Below are 24,904 nucleotides of genomic sequence, written 5' to 3' on the forward strand. Positions count from 1 at the left end.
GGCCATCGACTACTGAATACCGCTCCCGCTGCCGTTGGTGGACATGAGAGCCGTCAGATCGAAGAGTGGTAGCGCATGCTGCAGAAAATCGCGGTCGCTCTCTTCACGCATGCCGGTGTTCGCCTTCGTCAGTCGCGCGGAACCCGGCCAGCGCCGGGCTGACGAAGGGCGATCGATGAATCCGAACAACGGAAGTGCATGGATTCCAGAGCGGCACTCGAACGAGAGATTATCGAGGAAAACCCTGTCGGATTTGGGTGAGCCGACGGCCGGCGTGGGGCTTGCCGTTATGCAGCGCGCGCCCTTGGGGCCATCATCCCCTCGAAAATATATTCCGACCCTGCGGGAGAAACGACTCTGAATTCTCATCGGTCCCTTGGCGGACTGTTTGTGTTGACGTTCGGCGAAATGGGGCCACCAGCTGGCCCGGCCAATTATCGCGACCAACGCCGGCACCGTGGCCGTGCGGACCAGGAATGTGTCGAGCAGAATTCCGATACCGATCGTGAAACCTGCCTGAATCATCGTGCCGATACTGGCTGCCATCAGGCCTAACATCGACACCGCGAATATCATCCCGGCCGATGTGATCACCCCACCGGTCGCGCCGACGGTTCGGATCACTCCAACCCGCACGCTGTGCGTGGCTTCTTCACGGATTCGTGATATCAACAGCATGTTGTAGTCGGCGCCAACCGCAACCAGGCAGACAAAAGATAATCCCGGCAGGCTCCAATGTAACTCTTGCCCCATTACCAGTTGGAAGACAATGACACTGAGTCCCAGCGCCGATAGGTAAGAAATAAGAACCGACGCGATCAGGTACAGCGGCGCGACTATTGCTCTCAATAGGGCCACCAATATCAAAAACACAATGATGACGGTCGCGATGAAGATGAAGTTCATGTCGCTTACGTAGTAATCATGTGTGTCCTTCAAACCGGCCGTGATGCCGGTCAGTGCGACTGATGCGTCCGCGAGCTCGGAGTTCGGCTGGGTTGAGTGAGCGGCAGCGACCACGGCTGCAATCTGGTCCATCGCCTGCGCAGAAAAGGGGTTGAGCGCGCTGTGGACGAAGTATCGAGCCGAGTGACCGTCGTTTGAGAGGAAAAACTGTGCGCCAGTCTGGTAGTCGTCCCGGGCCATGAACTGAGGCGGGATGTAGAAGCCAGTCATCGACCGGCGTTGGGCGTCGTGCTTGATGTCCAGCAGAAATGTGGACGCATCTTTCAGTCCCGTACCGAGCTGCTTGGTTCTGTCCACCAATTGCTGCACTCCGGCGGCCACCGCTGCGCTGCCGTCAGCCAGCGCGCCTGCGCCCTGCGTCATTTGCCCCATCCGGGCTCGCAGGCCGTCGACCGCTTTCAGCAAGGTGACAGCCTGGTTCAGTTGCTGTTGGAGTTTGCTCAACGTCAAGCTGACGGTCTTCGGATCCCGATTCTCTTGAAAACTCGCGGCCAGCGCGGCGATCGACCCGAGAGTGCCATCGTGGTCGGCAGCGACAAGTGACGCCAATTCGTTGCGTGAGCGGACGCAGGCAGGGTCGGTGCCGCACGCCGGGCTCGATGAGAGGGCAGTCACCAGCGGGTCTGCCCATCTCGCAATTTGTTGGACACCTGCCGTGGCCGCAGCCAGGTTGCCGGTGAGCGCCGTCATGCGGTCAAGAACCTGGGCCGCGTTGCCAATCTGTTGGACCGTTTTGTTCGCGCTAAGCGCAGCTTGCATCGCCTCGAGGGCGGTGAGCAGCTTGTCGGCACCAGACATCGCGCCCGCCACCTGTTCGCGAACATGCGCCAGCGCGCCGGCCATCTTGTGGCTACTTCCGGCCAGGGTGTCAAGGTCGGCGGCGCGATCTCCGATGGCCGTCGATACCTGATTTAGCTTGTCGCCGACTTCGCCGCTTTGAAATGACGCCGTCATTTGCTCGACGGGTTCGCCGTAGGGTCGCGTCAGCCCACGAACCATGGCGACGTCGGGCAGTTCGCTGATTCTGTTGGCCATTGCTTCGAGGTCCGCCAGAGCCGCGGGAGTACGCAGGTCGCGCAGCGATTGGACCAGGAGAACGGCCGGCGTCATCGCATTCATCGGAAAATGCCGGTTGATCTGCTCGTATCCAGCCACACTGCCCACCTGGGCCGGCAGAAATCTGAGGTCGTCGAAGCTCAGGCGGATAAGGCTCGTAGTCCCGGCGAGGGCGGTCAGCACCACGAGACTGCCGGCGAGATACGCGGCGGGTCGCCGCGCGATCATGCTGCCCGACCGGCGCCAGAACCGACGTGTCAGGTCGCGTCGAGGGTTGATCCAGCCCCGCCGGCCCGTCACCACAAGGATTGCCGGCAAGAGGGTCACGGCCGCCAGGAGTGACGCGGCGATCGAAATCGCGGTTGCCGGACCCACCGCTGAGAACACCCTCAGTTGGGTGAACACCATCGCCAGAAAGGTGATTGCGACGGTAGCCGCTGATGCGACGATGACCTTCCCGATGGACAGGAGTGCCCGCTTCACCGCCTGGTCAGAGTCGATGCCCTCTCGCACGTAATCGTGGTAACGACTGATGAGAAAGACGGCGTAGTCGGTGCCTGCGCCGATCATCACGGCACTGATGAACGCAATGACTTGCATGTTCAGCGCCAAGCCATACTCCGCGAGGGCCGACAACGTTCCCTGCGCGAACAGAACCGACACGGCGATCGTGACGATCGGTAGCAGCATCGTGACCACGTTGCGGTACACGACGAAAAGGATGGCAAGCACGCTGATCGCGGTGCCTATTTCGATGATGCGGGAGTCCTCTTCGCCGAGCCGTTGGAAGTCGGCAATCGTGGCGACGGGCCCGCTCAGACTAGCGGTGAGGGTGGTTCCCGCGACCGACTTTCTTACGATGTCCGCGACGCGTCGGAAGGCCTGTTGTGTCTCCGTGGCCGGTCCCTCGCCGGGAAAATTCACCGGTAAATTCCATGCCTTTTTGTCTTTGCTTTCGAAGACTTCGCGCAGGCCCGGCGCGCTGAGGAAGTCCTGCACCAGGATTTTGTCCTGAGTGTCTTGACGCAGATTCGCTACCAAATTGCGGTAGACGCTTTCGTCACTGCGGCTAAGTCCCTGTTCGTCGGTCAACACCACGAACAGCAGGGAACCGCCCTCTATTTCGTGGAAAGTCCGTCCTATCTGTCTGCTGACTACCGCTGACGGAGCCGTATCGGGGAGCGGGGCATGTTGTCTTTTGATGGCCTGCGAATGCAGTGAAGGCAGGGTACCTATCAGCGCGGCCGTTATCGCTATCCAAAGAACGATAATCAGCACTGGGTATCGGATAACGATATCGCTCGCGCGGTCTAAAAATCCACCGGGTTTGGCTTCATCACCTGAAGGGTGCTGCCCGGGCATCGGCCAATCCTACGATCCGATCACCAGTACGTGAAGAGAAAATTCAGGCTAAATATTGAGCAATTACTGCAGCCGGTGAGTGAATTTAGTCAAATGTAGTGCCGCGCCGAACCATTTGTGACATAGAATTCCTTATTGAGATAATGTTGTCTCGCGCGAAAATGGTGTGCGCCGGTGCGGCGCTCATGCGGACATGGGCCGATGGCTGACGTCGCTTGCTTGCCCGGTTGCGACCCGGGGAGATCGCCGACGAGGTGCTACCGCGCTTCCCCTGGGCGTCCTCAATCGGTGTTCGCAATACGTGCGGCGGCGTCGGGTAGCTCGGTCGAATACCCTCGCGGTGTTCGATACATTTTTACCTCAGCTGAAACTCCTATGTCGTATCTGTGGCGAAAGAGTGCTGCTGAAGGCGGAATTGTTGCGGGCTCATTGCCGGTCATTCCCGGCCGGGTGTGACCGGGTTAATATCGCCTAGGCGAATCAAAAATGCCGGTTGATTTCTTGATTCGTGCTGATATTTGTGCGCTGGTGCCGTTCGTATTGTACAAAATGTGCCGGTTGATTGTGGGAATCACAAATGAGGAGGAGTGGGTTCAGTGACAAAGAAGAGCATAAGCCGGACATTTGTCCTGCGGGCGGCGGGTTTGGTGGTACTCGGCTCGTCAACGTTGGCGGGCGGTATCGGTCCGGTGTCTTGCAGTCAAAGTCTGCCCCAACAACTTTCCGGCCCAGTCGGAATAGTGGGCCATCACGCTGTCAAATAGATTCGCCCAGGACCATGGCCACGGCCTCATCGAGGGATAGTGATCTCCCTTGGTTTGTGGCGCTTCGGTAATCAGCGGGCGAAAGTTGTTCGCGGACTTGGCGTTCACACGAGTCATGGAACGGCCCGACGTTAGCAGAAACCACGCTGGCGCCGGCGGCGCGGCTAATGGCGGCCGCGGCGGCCATCAGCACCGCGGCGCGCCGAGGCTCCCGTCTCGCCGCGGCGATCCAGGCCGACGTCTCGAGCAACGTGGAGCAATGGTTCGTGTCATTGATGCCCTGGGATAATGGAAGGCATTCGCGAACTGCCTCCTCGGCGGCGTCAAGGTCGCCCAGCACCATGCGGCCGAGCGCGAGGGCCGCCAGCAGGTAGCCGCGGAGGACGATGTCGTGGCCGCGGGCTTCCGAGAGCTTGAGGCCATGCTCGGCGTGGGCGACCGCGGTAGGCGCGTCGCCGGTGGCGGCAGCCGCCCAGATCATCACCAGCAGGGCGTAGACCTGCGTCCGGAAATTTCCGGTAGTGGCGAAAGGCTCCTGGGCCAAGCTCTGTGCTCGCTCTAGTTGGCCGCACAACAGAGCCAGGGCCGCATCGTTGGCTTTGAAGTGTGCGATGGTGTCACGGTCGTCCGCCATGTCGAGCATGTGGCGGGCCTCGGCCTGGCACGCGGTGAGCGTGGAGATGTCGGCTTGGAGAAACGCCAATTCTGCTACGGCGTTGACCGCGCGCAGTCGCTGAGCGGAGGGTTCGGCGGAGACCACGCCGAGAATCTGTTCGATCCTTCGGCGCCCCTGCTGAAGCTTGCCCATTCCCGCCCATGCGTCACGCAGGTTGATGGCCATTTCGAGAGCAGCGGAGGGTGCCGCCTCCTGCGCGAATCGCATCGCTTCGCGTAGGTCGGGTGTTTCCCAATGGAGGCGGTGAAGCCAATCGAGTTGGTGTTTGCTGTGCCATTCCAAGCAGGCGTGGCCTGCCAGTTGGCGGTACCAGTCGAGATGCCGCTGGCGCAGCTCGGCTTGCTCGTGTGCGCCGAGTTGGTGATGGCCGTATTCGCGCAGCGTCGCCAACTGGCGAAACCGCACCACGTCGTCGGCCGGGGTGCGGATGAGGATGGATTTGTCCTCCAGGGCGCACAGCGACTCGATCAGTTTCTCCTCGGGCATGTCCGGGGCGCAGATGTGTTGGACCGCTTGGGGTTCGAAGCTGCCGGCGAACACCGACAACCCCGCCCACAGCTTGCGTTCACTTTCGCTGCAGCGCTGGTAGCTCCAAGTGATGCACCAGTTCAGGGTCTGCTGGCGGCTGGGTGCCCCGCGCTTGCTGTGGGAGAGCACCTTGAACCGGTTGGAGATTCGTGCGGCGATCTGTTCGACGGTCATCGTCCGCAGCAGCGGGGCGGCCAGTTCGATGGCCAACGGCAGCCCGTCGAGCTGAGCGCAGATTCGTGCCACGGCCGGCGCATTGCGCTCAGCTAGCTGGAAACTGCGTTGGCTGGCGCGGGCATGTTGAACGAACAACGCCACCGCATCGCAGCGCGCCAGCTCGTGGTAGCTGGGCAAATGATCGGTGTCGGGAATGGGAAGGGGCGGGACCGGCAGCACCGCTTCGCCGTCGAGGTCGAGAAGCTCCCGGCTCGTCGCCAGAATCCGCAGCCTGGGGCAGCCGGACAGCAGCGTCTGGGCGAACTGGGCGGCCGCATCGAGAACGTGCTCGCAGTTGTCGAGCACCAGCAGCGCCTCCCGGTCGGCGAGTGCTTCGACCATCACCTCGATCAGTGGGCGGGTGCTCAGATCGCGAATGCCCAGTGCTGCGGCGGCGACCGCGGCCAGCAACTCGCCGTCTTTGAGTTCGCCTAGTTCGATCAGCCACACCCCACCGCGGAAGTCGGCGACGCGTTGCCGCGCGGCCTGCAGGGCCAGCGTTGATTTGCCGATGCCGCCGATTCCGGTCAGCGTGACCAGACGCGAGGTCGCGATCAGTTCCGCCAGTTCGGACAGTTCGGCCTCCCGCCCGACGAACCCGGTCAACGGCGCCGGAAGATTGCCCCGGGCCGCAGCTCTGACTCCGTGCATCAACAACTCGGTGATCATGCTGGTGAAGTCGCGGCTGGCGGCCCGTCCGACTTGAATGGACCAGCCCGCACCGCAGACCAGACTGTAGAAGGCCTCGGTGAGCCAGGCCGCGGTCACATCGGGACGGAACACACCGGCGCGCTGGCCGCGCAGGAAGAATTCCTCGATCGCGGTGTTGATCTCGTGCCAGCCGGCCCTGCACTGCCGGCCTTCGGCCGACTCGGTACGCGCGTGCAGCAAAGCCACGTAGCCCGCTACCGGTTCGCAGGCTTCGACCAATCGCCGCAGCCCTTCGACGGGTGACGTGTCCTGCCACCCTGACTTTTCCAACGCGTCACGCAGTTCGGCAATCGCCAACTGATCCAACGCCTCAAGCAACGCCTCCCGGCCCGCGAAGTGACGATGCAAAGTCGCGCGGCTCACCCCTACCGCAGCCGCGATCTCATCCTGAGTGGCCGTAGGCCGCCGACTGACGAAATCCGCCGCCGCACGCAACAGGTGCTCACGATTCATCGAGCCATCCCTGACTCGCTTTGTCGCTCGCCGTGGCGACGACGACCAGTCGTGTGAACGCAGTCACGAGTCACACGTTGCCACCAATCGCGCGCGGTGTGAGTCGAACGGTATTGATGGAAACGATAACGCTCGACGTAGCGCGGCCCCGCCGTGCGATTCCGGCGTGACACACGGCTCGGCTGAGCGTTGATCTCGATTGCAGCGTCTCGGCAGATCTTGGTTCGGTCGCGCGACACTCTAAAGCGCTCAATCAGATGCCCTCTTCCAGGACGATCGCAGCGGCCTCGTCGAGGGACAGTAGTCTGCCTTCGTTGGACGCGGTTCGGTATGCGGCATTCGAAAGTTGCTCGCGAACTTGACGTTCGCACGATTCGTGGAAAGGCCCGACGCGCGCCGACACGGCGCTGCCGGCACCGGCGGCGCGGCTGATGGCGCCCGCGGCGGCCATCAGCACCGCGGCACGCCGGGGGTCCTGTCTGGCCGCCGCTATCCAGGATGCTGTTTCCAGGAAGGTGGCGCAGGTGACGGTGTCGTTGATCATCTGAGACAGTTGCAAGCCCTCACGGACGTCGTGCTCGGCGCGGTCGAGTTGGCCCAGCGCCAAGCGGCTGAGCGAGAGGGCTGCCAGGAGGTAGGTCCGCAGGACGATGTCATGGCCGCGGGCTTCGGACAGCGCAAGACCGTGCTCGGCGTGTGTGACCGCGATACGCGCTTTATTGGCGGCGGCAGATGCCCCGATCATCACCAGTAATGCGTAGATCTGGACGGAGGGATCATCGGAGATATCCAAGGACTCCTGAGCGAATTGTTCCGCCCGGTCCAGTTGCCCCGTGAGTAATCCGAGGGCCGCCTCATTGGCGTTGAAGTGCGCAAGGGCATTGTGGTCGGTCACCGTGTCGAGCAGTTGACGCGCCTCGGCTTGCCTGGCGGTCAGGGTAGGTATGTCCACGGCCAAGACCGCCAGTTCCGCAACGGCATTGACCGCATGGAGTCGTTGCGCCGAGGGCTTGGCTGGAAGGGCTTCCAGAGCTTGCTCAATCGCTCGGCGCCCTTGCTGCAGCATGCCGACGGCAGTCCAGAGGCCGCGCAGGTTGGTGGCCATCGTTAGAGCAGCCGACGGCGCCGCAACCTTCGCGAACCGCATCGCTTCGCGAAGGTTGGGCATTTCGCGTCGGAGTCGGCGAAGCCAGTCGAGTTGGTGTTCGCCGTACCATTCGACGCCGGCTTGGCCGGCAAGTCGGAGGTACCAGTCCAGATGCCGGTGCCGCAGGTCTTCTTGGTGCTGTGAGCTGAGTTGATGGTGGCCGTATTCGCGCAGCGTCGCCAACTGGCGGAAACACACCACGTCGTCGGCCGGAGTGCGGATCAGAATGGATTTGTCCTCAAGGGCGCACAGCGTCTCCAGCAGCTGTTCTTCGGGCATGTCCGGGGCGCAGATGTATTGGACGGCTTTGGGTTCGAAGCTGCCGGCGAACACCGACAATCCCTCCCACAGTTTTCGCTCTACCTCGGTGCAGCGTTCATAACTCCAGGTAATGCACCAGTTCAGGGTCTGCTGGCGGGTGGGTGCTCCGCGCTTGCTGTGGGAGAGCAGCTTGAATCGGTTGGAGATCCGGGCGGCGATCTGCTCGACGGCCATGGTGCGCAGCAGCGGCGCGGCCAGTTCGATGGCCAATGGTAAGCCGTCGAGCTGGCTGCAGATACGCGCCACCGCCGGTGCATTGCGCTCGGTGAGCGAAAAACTGCGCTGGGTGGCGCGGGCGTGTTTGAGGAACAGCGCCACGGCGTCGCACCTGCCCAGCTCCTCGTAACTGGGCAGGTGATCGGCGTCGGGAACAGGAAGAGGCGGGACCGGCAGTACCGATTCGGAGTCGATGTCGAGAAATTCTCGGCTGGTCGCCAGAATGCGCAGGCTCGGACAGCCTTCCAGCAGAGTCTCGACAAACCTGGCTGCCGCATCGAGGACGTGCTCACAGTTATCGAGCACCAGCAACGCTTCGCGGTCGGCTAGCGCATCGACCATCACCTCCAGCAGCGGACGGGAGCTCAGATCGCGAATACCCAAGGCCGCCGCCGCGACTGAGACCAGGAGCTCACCGTCGCTGAGTTCACCGAGTTCGATCAGCCACACCCCACCTTCAAAGTCGGCGACGCGCTGCCGGGCGGCCTGCAAGGCCAGGGTGGATTTGCCAATACCGCCGATGCCGGTCAGCGTGACCAGGCGTGAGGTCGCGACCAGCTCTGTCAATTCGGCGAGCTCCGCCTCACGCCCGACAAATCCCACCAGCGGCGCGGGGAGATTGCCCCGGGCCGCAGCCCGCACACCGCGCAACATCAACTCGGTGACCATCCCGGTGAAGTCGCGGCTGGCAGCGCGTCCAAGCTGGATCGACCACCCCGCACCGCAAACCAGACTGCAAAAGGCCTCGGTGAGCCAGACCGCGGTCACCTCGGGACGGAACACACCGGCTTGTTGGCCGCGCAGAAAGAATTCCTCGATCTCGGTGGTGATCTGATGCCAGCCGGCCTTGGACCTCCGACCTTCATCCGCCTCGTTTCGGGCGTGCAGCATGGCGACATAACTTGCCACCGGTTCGCAGGCGGCGACCAATTTTCGCAGCCCGTCAACAGGCGAATTGTCTTGCCAGCGCGACGTTTCCAGCGCTGCATGGAGTTCGGCGATCGCCAACTGGTCCAGCGCCTCGAGCAAGGCCTCCCGGCCGTTGAAGTGACGGTGCAACGTCGCGCGGCTGACCCCCACAGCGGCCGCAATCTCATCCTGAGTGGCGGTGGGCCGCCGACTGACGAAACCCGCCGCCGCACGCAGCAACTGCTCGCGCTTCATCCGGACGTCCTTGCCCGTCGTCGCGCGTCACGCGGACAACAACTCCCGTCGATTGGGGTCTTGAGCTGGTATGTCAGAACATTCGCCGGCCACACCCTGCCAAACACCTCCGCACGGGTGTCCGTGAAGTCAGCACCGGCAGGCCCCGTCCAGTAGGAGCTCCGTGATCATGACGTTGAAGTCTCGGGGTGCAGCTCTTCCGGTCCGGATGGACCAGCCGGCTCCGGCGATCAGGTTGTAGAACGCCTCCGTCAGCCACGTTGACGTCAGGTCGGGGCGGAATTCACCGTCGCGTTGACCACGGAGGAACAATCCCCTGATCTCGGCGTCGATTTCATCCCAGCCCTGACGTATCTCCTCGCTGTCGACCTCTTGGCTGTGGGTATAGAGCAGAGTCAGGTAGCCCGATATCGGTTCGCACGCCGCTACCAGGCGCTGCAGTGCCTGCGTTGCCGTTCCGTGCTGCGACCGTGCCTTTTTGAGCGCCTCGCGCACCTGGGTCAGCGCGAGTTCTTGAAGCGCTTCGACCAGCGCGGCACGGCCGGAGAAGTATCGATGGAGGGTAGCCCGGCTGATCCCGATGGCTGCGGCGATTTCGTCCTGCGTCGCTTCTGGGCGCCTGCCCAAGAACGCCGCAGCGGCCCGTAGCAGTCGCTCGTGGTCGGGTGACGCTGGGCGCTGGTCCTTTACGAGCGGCATGAAAGTGCAGCGCAAGTGTGACTACGTGACCTTTGTGGCTGAATTGCGCGGTTTTCGATGGGGCCAGTCCTTCGGATGGGCAAAATGTGCGTCAACACGATAACTCGCTGCCTTGCTTGTAGAACGCTTTCTTAATTAGTTCTTATGGACATCGTTGGGCTTTGTGCTTGCCGCCAGTCAGTACGCTGCACGGGCGTACTGCGGGATCCAGAAAACGAAATATTCTCGGCCATTCCGGAGTAGTGCGTAGCGTCGTCATGGCGGATAGACGCCAGCATCCTCGGTTCGTGGTGGGTGGGAGTCGTCAGCGCGGTGAGTGAGCTGAACCGAAGGTTCAAGAAGTTATCGACCGCGCGTCTGACTTCGAGGCGAAGCCGATTTCACGCCCCATGCTGGGCGCATCGAGTGTCGATCCATGCGTGGCTATCCCCCGACGTGGTACCGAATGCCGACGCGTCACTGGGTAGCTCGGAGTGGACGACCCAGGCGCACCATGAGCGCACACGCCCCGTAGCAGGAGTTCGGTGATCATCTCGGTGAAATCGCGCGGGGCGGCTCGGCCGGACCTGATGGACCAGCCCGCTCCGGCCACCAGGTTGTAGAACGCTTCGGTCAACCAGGTCGCGGTCAGGTCGGGCCGGAACTCACCGTCTCGCTGGCCTCGCAGGAACAACTCCCTTATTTCGCCGTCAATCTCGGCCCAGCCCTGCTTCAACTCGTCGATGTCGAACTCCTGGCTGTGGGTGTAGAGAAGGGTGAGGTATCCGGACACCGGTTCGCACGCAGCCACCAACCGCTGCAGGGCGTGTGCGGCCGGTCCTTCCCGCCAGCGGGCGTTGTTGAGCGCCGTGCGTACCTGGGACAGCGCCAATTGCTCAAGTGCTTCGATCAGAGCGGCACGCCCTGCGAAGTAGCGATGCAGGGTTGCTCGACTGATGCCTATAGCAGAGGCGATTTCATCTTGAGTCGCGTTGGGGCGTCGGCCCAGAAACGCCGCGGCGGCGCGCAAGAGGCGGTCTTGATCCATGGCCATGTGCTTCTTTCTCGAGAGCGCCTTGGGCGCGTGCCAATCAGTTGGGTGAAGAGATCAGTGCAGAGATATCGCCGACGATCGTTTGCCCCGCGACCACGAATACGAGGGTTTGGAGCAGACCTACCCCCGCAATCAGCGCAACGTCGGCCGCGAGCGGATATCCGATCGCGTTGACGAGTCCCATCGGGTCACCATTGACCGCTTGGCGAATGCCCTCCAGATAGAGGTTGATGTTGTAGGACAAGCCGCTGGTGACGACCGCGTTGGCGAGGTCGGCAGTAGGCAGTAATGTCGCGTAACTTGTTGCGGCCACCTTTGCGGCGGTGTTTGCCAGGTTGGTGTTGGCCGCTTGCGCGGCATCGATGAGGTCGTTGAGTGACACGACCGTGCCAGGACTTGTCCCCGAAAAGCCCGGTGAAGCAGACGGTCTCGTCGTAGGGTCGCCGAGATACGTCGGCTGGTGCAGATCCAGATGGGCCAGGTGGTAGCCGAAGTCGGTGATCCCCTGCTGAGTGCCGGCGGTGAGTGCGTCGGCGACGGCGAACGGACTGACTTCCGGGAAGAGGCCGAATGGGGTGGCAACGTTTGGCGGCGAGGTTGAATATCCGAAGTTGGGGTCTCCGTAGCCGAGGTTGACGATCACTTTCAGATTCGGTTGCACGAGGTCGGCCAGCGGGTTTCCCAGAACGGGTATCGCGCGCAGCGGCTCTAACAGCGGCAGGTTTGCGGTGGGAATGATGTAGTACTCGGTCATCGTGGGACCCACGGTGTTCGTCAGCCGAATCGCCGAATCGAGCTGCGCCGGCGTGAGTGAGAAATAGTCGTTGTGCACGTAGTAGGTCCCGGCAAGTGCGTTGAGGGTGGATAGGACGTTGATCGGATACCGCGGGAAGTCGGCGACGCCGTCGTATTCGATCGAGTAGATCTTCGTCGGATAGAGGTTGTCCGGCGTGGGTCCGCTGGCTGTGACTCCGAGACTGGGAAACGAAATTCCCGGAAACCGTGTCGCGACACCACCATTGGGGTTGTTGGGGTTGCCGACCAAGGTGAATGAAAGCTGGTCGGGTGTCGGCGGGTTGATAGACGCTGCGAGGTTGGCCATGGTCAGACCTGAGATGGTGGCGCTCTGGGAATAGCCGAAGACGGCGACGCTGTTGCCGGCCGCAAGCTGGCCTCGGATGGCGTGGTCCAGGATGATTACGCCCTGGGTTACCGACATGTCGAAAGTCAGGTTCTTGACCGCGATCACCGGGTACAGCCCTTCAGGGGTGAAGAGTGGCTGCGCGAGCACCCCGGGAAAGCCTCGACTGATGTAGAGGTCGTTGGCGAGCTGCACATATTTGGGCGGAGGTATGGGAGTACCACTGCCGCCCATGACCAGGCCAATTGTCTGTGCGACAGCGCTATTCGCGGTTGCGGAGTTTTCGATGCTGCTGGCTACGGCGCGAAGTGGGGTTCCCGGGTCCGGCACCGAGGGGCTCCACGCCGCGCGCGCAGATCCAATCGTGCTCTGCAGTTTCTCCTGCCAGGGTCCCAACTCGGCCACCACCGCCGATGCTCCGGCGTGGTAGCACGCCATCGCTGACACGTCTTGGGCCCACATCTGCTCGTAAAAGGACTCGACCTCGGCGATGGCGGGGGTGTTCTGCCCGAAGAGGTTGGTTGAGATCAGTGCGACAACCCGCGCGCGGTTCACCGCCACCGCTGCCGGATGCACGGACGCGACCAGTGCTGCTTCGAACTCTGCTGCGGCCGCCCGCGCCAGACCGGCCACACCCTGAGCTTGCGCGGCAGAAGCACTCAGCCATTCGAAATAGGGAGTCGCCGCGGCCGTCATCGCGACGGATGCGGGACCGTGCCAGCACCCGCCGGCCAAGTTCGAGGTTAAAGATCCGAATGAGGCAGCGGTGGTGTGCAGTTCGTCGCCCAGAACGTCCCAGGCTGCCGCAGCGGCCAGCATCGGCGCCGGCCCCGCACCGGTGAAAACCCGCGTGGAATTGACCTCAGGCGGCAACATCGAATAATGCGGCGATGTCAACGAAATGCCCTTCTTTTATAGTGGAAGATCACCACATGGGTGAACCTCACCAAAGCTCGTCAAATGGTCGTTGACGCGCTGCGGATGCGAATCGACTGGGGCTACGTGGTTATCGAGGGCTCAGCCGACGTTCGATCCGTACCACATGTCAAATAAGGCCGCTCCAATGATGAGGGCCAGAACTCTACCCAACGCCTGAATCTTGGATATCCTGGGCCAAATTTTGAATGTCATTGTGGGTGCCTTTCTCTCACTCGGCGCGTTCAGGCGATGCACGTCGGAATGTTAACCATCGCTTGGTACCTGATACAGATTTTTTACGAGTCAGACGCAAGTCGAGACTCTCCTGTCATGTGTGTGACGCGGGTGTCTCGCCACGTACGTCCTCGCCCGACCTGGCAGTTTGAGAGACTGCCGTCACGTCCGGGACATGGATGTCTCGCTGGGGACAATGGCTTTTCGTTTTGCCGGACTGTCTACGAATTGGGTTCGTCTCCGGCTACCATCGCGGCCTGGCAATAAAGCGATCTCCGCACTCAGCCTCGCGCGCAAGTAAGGGGTTGGGCGCGGGAAGATCGGGATGACCGATAACCAAAATTGGAAGCAGTGAAGTGGCATCGTAGCCATTATTCACAGAACTGCCGCCAGCGATTTAAAAACCGCGTTGCGCCGGTCACTGTGGTTACTGTTGGAACGTTGAAAGAGGTTCAGGCTGTGAATTTTTCTGTGTTGCCGCCGGAAATCAACTCGGCCTTGATACTCACTGGTGCGGGTGCGCAGCCGATGTCCGCGGCCGCCGCGGCCTGGGCGGACTTGGCGGAAGAATTGAGTTCGGCAGCGGATTCCTTCAGCTCAATAACGGCCGGCCTGGTCGACGCCGCGTGGCAGGGGCCGTCAGCGATGGCGATGGCAAGCGCGGCGGCACCGTTTGCGGGGTGGCTATCGGGGACGGCGGCTCAAGCCCAGCATGCCTCTGTGCATGCCGCGGCTATGGTGGCCGAGTTCGAAGCGGTCCAGTCATCGATCGTCCAGCCGGCGCTGGTGGCGGCGAACCGTACCGGGTTCGTGTCGCTGGTGTTGTCGAACCTCTTCGGCCAGAACGCTCCCGCGATCGCGGCGACGGAGGCTGCGTACGAGGAGATGTGGGCGCTGGATGTGTCCGCCATGAGCGCCTATCACGCGGGAGCGTCGGCGATCGCTGCGGCGCTGAGTCCGTTTGCAGCGCCGGTCGAGCAACTGGCCGGCATGTCTGCCCAGGTGGCATCCACGCTCGGGGCCGCCACGCCCGCGGCGGCCGAAACGCTTGCTGTGAACCTGGGTGTCGCCAACGTCGGGAGCGGTAACGTCGGCACCGCCAACAACGGATTGGGCAATATCGGGGGCGGCAACTTCGGGAGCGCTAATCTCGGCTGGGCCAACCTGGGCGCGAACAACTTTGGCGCCGGAAACGCCGGCTCTGGCAACCTGGGCTTCAGCAATCTCGGTAGCCTGAACACCGGCTTCGCCAACATCGGCCTCGGCAACATCGGTTTCGCGAACACCGGCACTGGCAACATCGGAATCGGGCTCACCGGCAACAACCAAGTCGGCATCGGCGGGTTGAACTCCGGCCTTGGCAACCTCGGACTATTTAATTCCGGCAATGGCAACATCGGTTTCTTCAACTCCGGCAACGGCAACTTCGGGATCGGAAACTCAGGAGACTCTGGGACCGGATTCTTCAACTCCGGACAGGGCAACACCGGCTTCTTCAATTCGGGGTCGTTCAACACCGGCATGTTCAACGTGGGTAACGCCAACACGGGCAACCTGAACGCCGGCAGCTACAACATGGGCAACTTCAACCCCGGCTTCTCCAACAGTGGCGGCTTCAACGTGGGCGCGGCCAATACCGGTTGGTTCAATGGGGGCGATGTCAACACGGGCGCCTTCAACACCGGCAATCTGAATAATGGTCTGTTCAATACCGGAGACATGAATAGTGGGGTGTTCTATCGGGGAGTAGGCCAGGGCAGCCTCTCCTTCGCGATTACGACGCCGGATATCACCCTGCCGCCGTTGATGATTCCCTCCACGACTTTCGCCGGATTCGATTTGCCGACCTTGGCGCTTCCCGCGGTGACCTTCCCGTCGTTGTCGATTCCGGCGGGGACGGCGTTGGGTGCGTTTGATTTGCCGACGTTGTCGGTGCCGTCGTTGACGATTCCGTCGTTGTCGATTCCGGCGGGGACGGCGTTGGGTGCGTTTGATTTGCCGACGTTGTCGGTGCCGTCGTTGACGATTCCGTCGTTGTCGATTCCGGCGGGGACGGCGTTGGGTGCGTTTGATTTGCCGACGTTGTCGGTGCCGTCGTTGACGATTCCGTCGTTGTCGATTCCGGCGGGGACGGCGTTGGGTGCGTTTGATTTGCCGACGTTGTCGGTGCCGTCGTTGACGATTCCGTCGTTGTCGATTCCGGCGGGGACGGCGTTGGGTGCGTTTGATTTGCCGACGTTGTCGGTGCCGTCGTTGACGATTCCGTCGTTGTCGATTCCGGCGGGGACGGCGTTGGGTGCGTTTGATTTGCCGACGTTGTCGGTGCCGTCGTTGACGATTCCGTCGTTGTCGATTCCGGCGGGGACGGCGTTGGGTGCGTTTGATTTGCCGACGTTGTCGGTGCCGTCGTTGACGATTCCCTCGTTGTCGATTCCGGCGGGGACGGCGTTGGGTGCGTTTGACCTGCCGACGCTGACGGTGCCGTCGTTGTCGATTCCGGCGGGGACGGCGTTGGGTGCGTTTGATTTGCCGACGTTGACGGTGCCGTCGTTGACGATTCCGTCGTTGTCGATTCCGGCGGGGACGGCGTTGGGTGCGTTCGATCTGCCGACGTTGACGGTGCCGTCGTTGACGATTCCGTCGGTGTCGATTCCGGCGGGGACGGCGTTGGGTGCGTTTGACCTGCCGTCGCTGACCATTCCGTCGTTGAGCATTCCGGCGGGGACGGCGTTGGGTGCCTTCAATTTGCCGACGTTGACGGTGCCGTCGTTGACGATTCCGTCTCTGACGATTCCGGCCGGGACGGCGCTGGGTGCGTTTGATCTGCCGACGCTGACAGTGCCCTCGTTGACAATCCCGGCGGGAACCGCGTTGGGCGCCTTCAATTTGCCGACGTTGTCGGTGCCGTCGTTGACGATTCCGTCGTTGTCGATTCCGGCGGGGACGGCGTTGGGTGCGTTTGATCTGCCGACGTTGTCGGTGCCGTCGTTGACGATTCCGTCGTTGTCAATTCCGGCCGGGACGGCGTTAGGTGCATTTGACCTGCCGTCGCTGACCATTCCATCGTTGAGCATCCCGGCGGGAACCGCGTTGGGCGCCTTCAATTTGCCGACATTGACGGTGCCGTCGTTGACGATTCCGTCCCTGACGATTCCAGCCGGGACGGCGCTGGGCGCGTTTGACCTGCCGACGCTGACAGTGCCCTCGTTGACAATCCCGGCGGGAACCGCGTTGGGCGCCTTCAACCTGCCCACGCTGTCGGTGCCGTCGTTGACGATTCCCTCGTTGTCGATTCCGGCCGGGACGACGCTGGGTGCGTTCGATCTGCCGGCGTTGACGGTGCCGTCGTTGAGCATCCCGGCGGGGACGGCGTTGGGTGCGTTCAATTTGCCGACGTTGTCGGTGCCTTCGGTGACGATTCCGTCGGTGTCGATTCCGGCGGGGACGGCGTTGGGTGCGTTCAATTTGCCGACGTTGTCGGTGCCTCCGGTGACGATTCCGTCGGTGTCGATTCCGGCGGGGACGGCGTTGGGTGCGTTCAATTTGCCGACGTTGTCGGTGCCTTCGGTGACGATTCCGTCGGTGTCGATTCCGGCGGGGACGGCGTTGGGTGCGTTTGATTTGCCGGCGTTGTCGGTGCCGTCGTTGAGCATCCCGGCGGGGACGGCGTTGGGCGCGTTTGATTTGCCGACGTTGTCGGTGCCTTCGGTGACGATTCCGTCGGTGTCGATTCCGGCGGGGACGGCGTTGGGCGCGTTCAATCTGCCGACGTTGTCGGTGCCTCCGGTGACGGTGCCGTCGGTGTCGATTCCGGCGGGGACGGCGTTGGGCGCGTTCAATCTGCCGGCCCTGTCGGTGCCTCCGGTGACGGTGCCGTCGGTAACGATTCCGGCAGGCACGGCGCTGGGTGCGTTCAACCTGCCGACACTGTCGGTGCCGTCTCTGACGATTCCGCCGATCACCATTCCCCCGATCGCTGTCCAACCATTCCAACTGCCCTCGGTAGGTATTCCGCCGATAACTATTCCACCGATCAGCATCCCGGCGGGCACGACAATTAATGCATTTACCCTGCCCGCTCTGAGCGTGCCTCAAACCACGATCACCCCAATATCGGTAGGAGGCCCCAGCGGAGGCTTCTGGACCCCCGAAGTTGTTATTCCATTTGATTTCGCAACGCCTTCTATCACAATTCCTTTTGTTGCATTTCTTCCTAACAACATTACTTTCTTGCAAACAGGACTGGCCAACACATGGCCGCAGATCGGCGGGGGCGTCGTCAACAACACTGCCGGCTATGCACATCCAGGTGCCGGCGGACCCCAGGCGTATCTGCAAGTTGGGCCCATCGCGAGCCAAGGCTTGACCCTTCGAATCAAGACCTTCTACGTTCCCCCGTTCAGTACCAGTATCGCCCTCGGCGGCTTCACGATTCCTCCGATCACCGTCGGGTCGTTTACCCTGCCCGAGATCAACACCGTGCCTCTGACGATTCCAGGGTTCAGCGTCGACAACATCGCCGTCGGCGGCTTCAGCACGCCGCAGCTCACCACCCAGGCGATCACCACTCCGGCGTTGACGATCAATCCGATTGGTGTGGGGGCGTTGTCGTTGCCGGATATCACGACTCCGGCGTTTACGACTCCGGCGTTGACGGTCAATCCGATTGGTGTGGGGGCGTTGTCGTTGCCGGATATCACGACTCCGGCGTTTACGACTCCGGCGTTGACGGTCAATCCGATTGGTGTGGGGGCGTTGTCGTTGCCGGATATCACGACTCCGGCGTTTACGACTCCGGCGTTGACGGTCAATCCGATTGGCGTGGGAGCGTTGTCGTTGCCGGACATCACGACCCCGGCATTGTCGATTGCTCCGATCCAGGTGGCCGGCTTCAGCCTGCCGGCGATCACCACGCCGGCGATCACGACGCCGCCGTTGACGATCAATCCGATTGGCGTGGGCGCATTGTCGTTGCCCGACATCACGACTCCGGCGTTTACGACTCCGGCGTTGACGATCAATCCGATTGGTGTGGGCGCGTTGTCGTTGCCGGATATCACGACTCCGGCGTTTACGACTCCGGCGTTGACGATCAATCCGATTGGTGTGGGGTCGCTGTCGTTGCCGGATATCACGACTCCGGCATTGTCGATTGCCCCGATCCAGGTGGCCGGCTTCAGCCTCCCGGCGATCACCACCCCGGCGATCACCACGCCGCCGTTGACGATCAGCCCGATCGGGGTGGGCGGGTTCGCGCTGCCCGACATCGTCACGCCGCCGTTGACGATCAACCCGATTGGAGTGGGCGGGTTTGCGTTGCCGGCGATCACCACTCCGGCGATCACGACGCCGCCGTTGACGATCAGCCCGATCGGGGTGGGCGGCTTCACGCTGCCGGACATCGTCACTCCGGCGTTGACGATCAGCCCGATTGGGGTGAGCGGGTTTGCGTTGCCGGCGATCACCACGCCGGCGATCACGACTCCGCCGTTGACGATCAGCCCCATCGGGGTCAGTGGGTTCGGGTTGCCGGCGATCACCACGCCGGCGATCACGACTCCGCCGTTGACGATCAGCCCGATCGGGGTGGGCGGCTTCACGCTGCCGGATATCACCACGCCGGCATTGACGATCAATCCGATTGGTGTGAGCGGGTTTGCGTTGCCGGCGATCACCACTCCGGCGATCACGACGCCGCCGTTGACGATCAGCCCGATCGGGGTGGGCGGCTTCACGCTGCCGGACATCGTCACTCCGGCGTTGACGATCAGCCCGATTGGTGTGAGCGGGTTTGCGTTGCCGGCGATCACCACGCCGGCGATCACGACTCCGCCGTTGACGATCAGCCCCATCGGGGTCAGTGGGTTCGGGTTGCCGGCGATCACCACGCCGGCGATCACGACTCCGCCGTTGACGATCAGCCCGATCGGGGTGGGCGGCTTCACGCTGCCGGATATCACCACGCCGGCATTGACGATCAGCCCGATTGGTGTGGGTGGGTTTGCGTTGCCGGATATCACGACGCCGGCGATTACGACTCCGGCGTTGACGATCAGCCCGATTGGTGTGGGTGGGTTTACGTTGCCGGATATCACAACGCCGGCGATTACGACTCCGGCGTTGACGATCAGCCCGATTGGTGTGGGTGGGTTTACGTTGCCGGATATCACGACGCCGGCGATTACGACTCCGGCGTTGACGATCAGCCCGATTGGTGTGGGTGGGTTTACGTTGCCGGATATCACGACGCCGGCGATTACGACTCCGGCGTTGACGATCAGCCCGATTGGTGTGGGTGGGTTTACGTTGCCGGATATCACGACGCCGGCGATTACGACTCCGGCGTTGACGATCAGCCCGATTGGTGTGGGTGGGTTTGCGTTGCCGGATATCACGACGCCGGCGATCACGACTCCGGCGTTGACGATCAGCCCGATAGGTGTGGGTGGGTTTACGTTGCCCGATATCACAACCCCGGTGATCACGACGCCCCCATTCACAGTGGGTCCATTCGGGCTGGGTGCAACCACCCTGCCGGCACTGACCACCCAGGCGTTCACCACCCAGCCGTTCACCATCCCGTCGATAGGCCTGGGGTCATTCACCACCCCGGCGCTGACCATCCCCAGCATCCATCTGCCCAGCACGACTATCGCGACCATCAACATCCCCGGCGGGCCCGGCTACCTCAACACCAGCGCCAATCCCTCGTCGGGCTTCTTCAACAGCGGCGCGGGCGGAAACTCGGGGTACGGCAACAACGGTGTCGGCCTGTCGGGCTGGTTCAACACCAACGCTGCAGGCGTGTTCGGCGGTTCGGGTTACCAGAACTACGGCAACCTCATCTCGGGCTTCTCGAACCTCGGCAGTGGCGTATCGGGCATTGCCAACACCGGGCAATCCGTAGTCACGACCCTGCTGTCGGGCCTTGGCAACATCGGTAACTCCCTGACGGGCATCTTCCACACTGCGGCCTGAACCAGGAACTCACTGCAAAGGCAGTGAGATTCAGGAAAATAGGAGAGGAAGAGATATGAACCCGAACGTAGGAGTACCCGTGCTCCGTGCGGCGCTGGCGGCGCTGGCGGTCTTGGCCGCCACGCTGCTCGCCGGTTGCACGATGAATGTTGAACCCAATACTCAGAAGCCCGGGCCCATGGATTCGGTGGTTGTGGTCTCACCCTCGGACGCCTAGCAGCTCGGGTCCCCTGGCCTACGTCATCGCGCGTCCCCGGTAGCACCGACCGGGGGACGTCGCATCCGACGATCGGTGGACGACGCGATTCAACCCAGGCACTGACCGCTCGGCCGACAGACAGCAACGCCGCACGACGGCAACCTGATTGGCATGTCCTTCCTGACCTGCCAGCCAGAAATGCTGAATTCGGCCGCGGCCAACCTCGAGTCGATCGGCGCCGTAATGAACACCAGCAACGCCGCCGCTGCCGTCCCGATCGCCGGCGTCGTGCCGGCCGCGGCCGACGAGGTGTCGGCTCTGACCGCAGCACAGTTCGCAGCTCACGGCGCCATGTATCAGGCGATCAGCGCTCAGGCGGCGGCGTTCCACGAGCTTTTCGTAAGCACCCTCGCCGCCAGCGGCGATTGCTACGCGGTGACCGAAGCCGCCAACGCGGCAGCGGTGCGCTGAGGCATCTTCGGCACGGACCGGCGGGTCTCGTCGGGGTCGTGGGCTGGATCAACGCGGAATTTGTTGTCAAACAGAAAGTTCCACCATCGTTGGCGGCGCCCACTGAGTGTCCCCCGATCAGCCGACAGACATCCGCCACTGTTGCGTCCGATCGGTGGAGTTATCGAAGCGTGATCATCCCTAACGTTCGGATGGTGACTACAGCGGTGTCAGGCGCAGCCAACCTCCAGAACCTCGACGAGCCCGTCGCATACCGCCGGTGTGCCGGCGGCAGCCGACGTCCGGCCGAAAAGTCCCGGGCCACAGGGGTACTGCGCAGCACCCGGTTGCTGCGTCACCCGGCCACGGCGTCCGGCCAGGCCGCGCACAGCGGATATCCCGCGGTCATCTGGTTGCTGCTGGGCGGCAACTTCGTCGTGCGCGGCGCGGGTTTCGCATATCCGTTCCTGGCCTACCACGTCGCCGGACGTCATCACGCCGCCGACGCGGTGGGCGCGGTCCTGGCCGCTTTCGGGGTGGGCTGGGCGGTCGGCCAGTTGTTGTGCGGGTGGCTGGCCGACCGGATCGGCGCGCGCCTGACGTTGGTGGCCACCATGTTGGTGGCGGCCGTAGTGCTGGTGCTGATGGCCCAGGCGTGCAGCGTGCCCGCGCTGCTTTTCGGGGCGGTTATCACCGGCAGCGTGTACGACGCGCCGCGCCCGGTGCTGGGGGCCGCCATCGCCGACCTGGTTCCGGACCCGCAACGCCGCGCCAGACTCGACGCCTTCCGCTTCGGCTGGGTGGTGAGCATCGGGCGCGCCATCACCGGCGGGATCGGCGGAATGCTCGTCGGCGTGGTAGGTGTGCCGGTGCTGTTCTGGATCAATGCCGCCGGTTGCCTGACATTCGCCGTCGTCGCCGGCTTCTGCATCCCCGGCCGCCCGCCCCGGTTGGTGACGACGGCACCCAAGGTCCGAAACATCAGTTACCGCAATGCATTATCGGACCGTCGTCTCATGCTGCTGTTCGCCTCGAGCCTGGCCACCCTGATCGCGGTCCGCGGGCTGTACGCTGCCATCCCCATGCTGATGGCCGACCGCGGTCTGGGTGCCGGTCAATTCGGCTGGGCACAACTGGCGAACGCGCTCGCGGGGCTCGCGCTGACCCCGGTGATCACCCCGTGGGTCGGCAGGAAGGTGGCGGCCCGGTTCCACCCGCGGCTCGACATCCTGGCGCTCGCCGGAATATGGACGACGGCGAGCATGGGATGGGCGGCGCTGGCTCACACCACTCTGGACTTCAGTCTGGCCACCGCCATGTCGACGCCCGGCGAGGTCGCCTGGTTCGTCATCGCGGCCGGTGTGGTGCACCGGATCGCGCCCACTGCCACCGGCGGCCGCTACCACGGGATCTGGTCGATGTCGGTGGCGGTGGCTTCAGTGGTCGCCCCGATCCTCGCCTCCTACAGCCTGATTCACGGCGGACACCAACTGGTGGCCATCGTCACGGTGTCGGCCGGAGCGCTCGGTGCCGCCCTGTGCCTGCCGCTGGCCCGGACCCTGAGTAAATCGGTCCACCAGCCCGCCCACCACGCCGCGTGAGCGACCCATTCTCCTTGATCAGCAACCAGAGTCGGAGCGCGGATACTGGGCCGGCGCATTGGGTTTCCGGTGTGAACGCGCGCTGAGTAAGGTGTTTCGGTGGCATCGGCCAGCGACGTGGAACTCGACCGGGTGCGCAGGAATCACCAACTGCGCTCCTATCGGATCGTCGCCGTCCTGCGGATCGGTGTGCTGGCCTTCGTGATCGGCGCCATGGTCGTAGCCGCACCGCGTTACGAATGGGGCAGCCAGATCGCCCTGATCGTCCTGTACGCCTTCGCCGCGGTGTCTGCCCTGATACTGGCGTTCACGCGGTTCGACCGGCCCCGCTTCGGCGTCGGCCGGATGGAGCCCTTCGCGTTCACGGCCATCGACGTCATTGTGTTGACCGCCCTGCAATTGGTATCCAGCGACGGGGTCTACCCCCTACTGATCATGATCCTGCTGCCGGTGCTGGTGGGGGTCGACATGTCGACCCGGCGGGCGGCGGTGATCCTGGCCTTCACCGTGGTCGGCTTCGCGCTCGCCGGGGTCCAGGACCATCTGCAGAAGCGGGCGATCGGCTGGCCCGACACCGTCTTCCTGTTCGGGCTGTACGCGTTCATGTGCGTGGCCGCGTTGGTGGCGGTTCGCATCGAGGAGCGCCATGCCCGCTCGATTGCCGCCCTGAGTGCGCTGCGCGAAGAGCTGTTGGGGCAGACCATGACCGCTTCTGAGGTGCTGCAGCGTCGCATCTCGGAGTCCATCCACGACGGCCCGTTGCAGGATGTGCTGGTGGCGCGTCAGGAGCTCATCGAGCTGCAACTCGACGACCCCGACGACGATCGGGTCACCCGCGCGCTCACCGGGTTGCAGAGCGCGTCGGAACGCCTGCGGCAGGCCACATTCGAGCTGCACCCGGCCGTACTCGAGCAGGTCGGGCTGGCGGCGGCGGTCGAGCAACTGGCCGGGTTCACCGCCAAGCGCTCGGGTATCGAGGTGACGACCGACATCGACTACCCGATGCGCAACGAGGTCGACCCGATCGTCTTCGGTGTGGCGCGGGAACTGTTGTCCAACGTGGTGCGCCACTCCCAGGCCTCCAACGCCTGGGTCACGCTCGGCGTCACCGACGACATGTGCGTGCTGACCGTGGCCGACGACGGGGTGGGCGTCAACAGCGACACCATGGCGCGCCGGCTGGGAGAAGGCCACATCGGCCTGGCCTCGCACCGGGCCCGCGTCGAAGCCGCCGGCGGCGCCTTCGTCTTCCTCGAAGCGGCCAGCGGTACCCGCGTCTGCGTACAGGTGCCGCTGAAGAAGTGATCCGTGCTGCGCGCGGCGGGGTTCAGTCGAGCAGTTTCTGGCGCATCGCTTCGGCGACCGCGGCCGCACGGTCACTGACGCCGAGCTTCTCGTAGAGGCGCTGCACATGCGTCTTGACTGTCGAGGGCGCCACATACAGTTCGGCCGCAATGGCCGGGATGCTCTGGCCGCGGGCGATGCGAAGCAGCACCTCGCGCTCTCGCGCGCTGAGCACCGGGGCGCTGGGGGCGGCGCGCTGACGGATCTCGCCGGCGAGCCCGCCGACGAGCGAAGGAGCCACCACATCGCGGCCCTTGGCGCAGTCGAGTACGGCCTTGACGATCTCGGTGCGCGTCGAATCCTTGAGCAGAAAACCGGCCGCCCCCTGCTGCAGGGCCTGGTAGACGATCGCCGCCTCATCGTGCGCCGAGATCAACAGCACCCGGGTCGGCAGGTCGAAGTTGCGCACCGCCGCCGCCACCTGCGCACCGTCCATCCCCGGCATGCGGTAGTCGAGCAGGGCGACATCGGGCTTGTGGGTCTTGATCAACTCGAGCGCGGACGAGCCGTCGTCGGCCTCGCCGACCACATTCACCGAGCCGCTCAGGGAGAGCGCGCGCACTACGCCCTCGCGGAACAGCGGGTGATCGTCACCGACCACCACACGGACCTTCTCAGGGGTCGCAGCGCCGACCATGGCGAAAGTGTAGCGGCTGCCCGCAAATATCCGACCACTTTGGCCTCCCTCGCGGCGTGGCAGCTTTCCGGGGTCCGGTGAGTACGGTGT

12 protein-coding genes are annotated in these 24,904 nt (G+C 63.3%); 5 read left to right on the forward strand and 7 right to left on the reverse strand.

Features of this window, described 5'->3' with window-relative positions; genetic code table 11:
* Positions 1-9: 9 nt before the first annotated feature.
* From ACNQS7_RS24225 to ACNQS7_RS24250, 6 genes are all read right to left on the reverse strand, one after another.
* Positions 10-3,384 (reverse strand): RND family transporter, encoded by a 3,375-nt coding sequence (locus tag ACNQS7_RS24225; protein ID WP_418014525.1) that lies wholly within the window; start codon positions 3,382-3,384, stop codon positions 10-12.
* A gap of 756 nt (positions 3,385-4,140) precedes the next feature.
* Positions 4,141-6,732 carry a TetR family transcriptional regulator gene (locus ACNQS7_RS24230; RefSeq protein WP_418014526.1) on the reverse strand — a complete coding sequence of 864 codons (2,592 nt, stop codon included), beginning with the start codon at positions 6,730-6,732 and terminating at the stop codon, positions 4,141-4,143.
* A 253-nt stretch (positions 6,733-6,985) separates the two neighbouring features.
* Positions 6,986-9,580 carry a TetR family transcriptional regulator gene (locus ACNQS7_RS24235; RefSeq protein WP_418014527.1) on the reverse strand — a complete coding sequence of 865 codons (2,595 nt, stop codon included), beginning with the start codon at positions 9,578-9,580 and terminating at the stop codon, positions 6,986-6,988.
* Between the two features lie 129 nt (positions 9,581-9,709).
* A complete protein-coding gene (locus ACNQS7_RS24240; RefSeq protein ID WP_418014528.1) occupies positions 9,710-10,279 on the reverse strand; it encodes a TetR/AcrR family transcriptional regulator in 570 nt (189 codons plus the stop codon).
* 334 nt (positions 10,280-10,613) lie between these two features.
* On the reverse strand, positions 10,614-11,306 hold the full coding sequence (locus ACNQS7_RS24245) for a TetR/AcrR family transcriptional regulator (RefSeq protein ID WP_418014529.1): 693 nt from the start codon (positions 11,304-11,306) through the stop codon (positions 10,614-10,616).
* Between the two features lie 43 nt (positions 11,307-11,349).
* Positions 11,350-13,329, reverse strand: coding sequence for a PPE family protein (locus tag ACNQS7_RS24250; protein ID WP_418016126.1), 1,980 nt, complete (start codon positions 13,327-13,329; stop codon positions 11,350-11,352).
* A gap of 735 nt (positions 13,330-14,064) precedes the next feature.
* Between ACNQS7_RS24250 and ACNQS7_RS24255 the strand changes: the two genes are divergently transcribed.
* From ACNQS7_RS24255 to ACNQS7_RS24275, 5 genes are all read left to right on the forward strand, one after another.
* Positions 14,065-20,583 (forward strand): PPE domain-containing protein, encoded by a 6,519-nt coding sequence (locus tag ACNQS7_RS24255; RefSeq protein WP_418014530.1) that lies wholly within the window; start codon positions 14,065-14,067, stop codon positions 20,581-20,583.
* A 55-nt stretch (positions 20,584-20,638) separates the two neighbouring features.
* Positions 20,639-20,800, forward strand: a complete 162-nt coding sequence (locus tag ACNQS7_RS24260) for a hypothetical protein (protein ID WP_418014531.1) — start codon at positions 20,639-20,641, stop codon at positions 20,798-20,800.
* Between the two features lie 153 nt (positions 20,801-20,953).
* Positions 20,954-21,253, forward strand: coding sequence for a PE family protein (locus tag ACNQS7_RS24265; protein ID WP_418014533.1), 300 nt, complete (start codon positions 20,954-20,956; stop codon positions 21,251-21,253).
* A 311-nt stretch (positions 21,254-21,564) separates the two neighbouring features.
* Complete coding sequence (locus ACNQS7_RS24270; protein ID WP_418016127.1) at positions 21,565-22,833, forward strand: MFS transporter; 1,269 nt, start codon at positions 21,565-21,567, stop codon at positions 22,831-22,833.
* Between the two features lie 99 nt (positions 22,834-22,932).
* Complete coding sequence (locus tag ACNQS7_RS24275) at positions 22,933-24,138, forward strand: sensor histidine kinase (protein ID WP_418014534.1); 1,206 nt, start codon at positions 22,933-22,935, stop codon at positions 24,136-24,138.
* Positions 24,139-24,160: 22 nt separating this feature from the next.
* Here ACNQS7_RS24275 and narL read toward each other — a convergent pair whose 3' ends face one another.
* Positions 24,161-24,814 (reverse strand): two-component system response regulator NarL, encoded by a 654-nt coding sequence (narL, locus tag ACNQS7_RS24280; RefSeq protein ID WP_055580500.1) that lies wholly within the window; start codon positions 24,812-24,814, stop codon positions 24,161-24,163.
* Positions 24,815-24,904: the final 90 nt, after the last annotated feature.

Origin of the sequence: Mycobacterium sp. 23, from assembly GCF_048287075.1 — a bacterium.
Lineage (GTDB): Bacteria > Actinomycetota > Actinomycetes > Mycobacteriales > Mycobacteriaceae > Mycobacterium > Mycobacterium gordonae_B.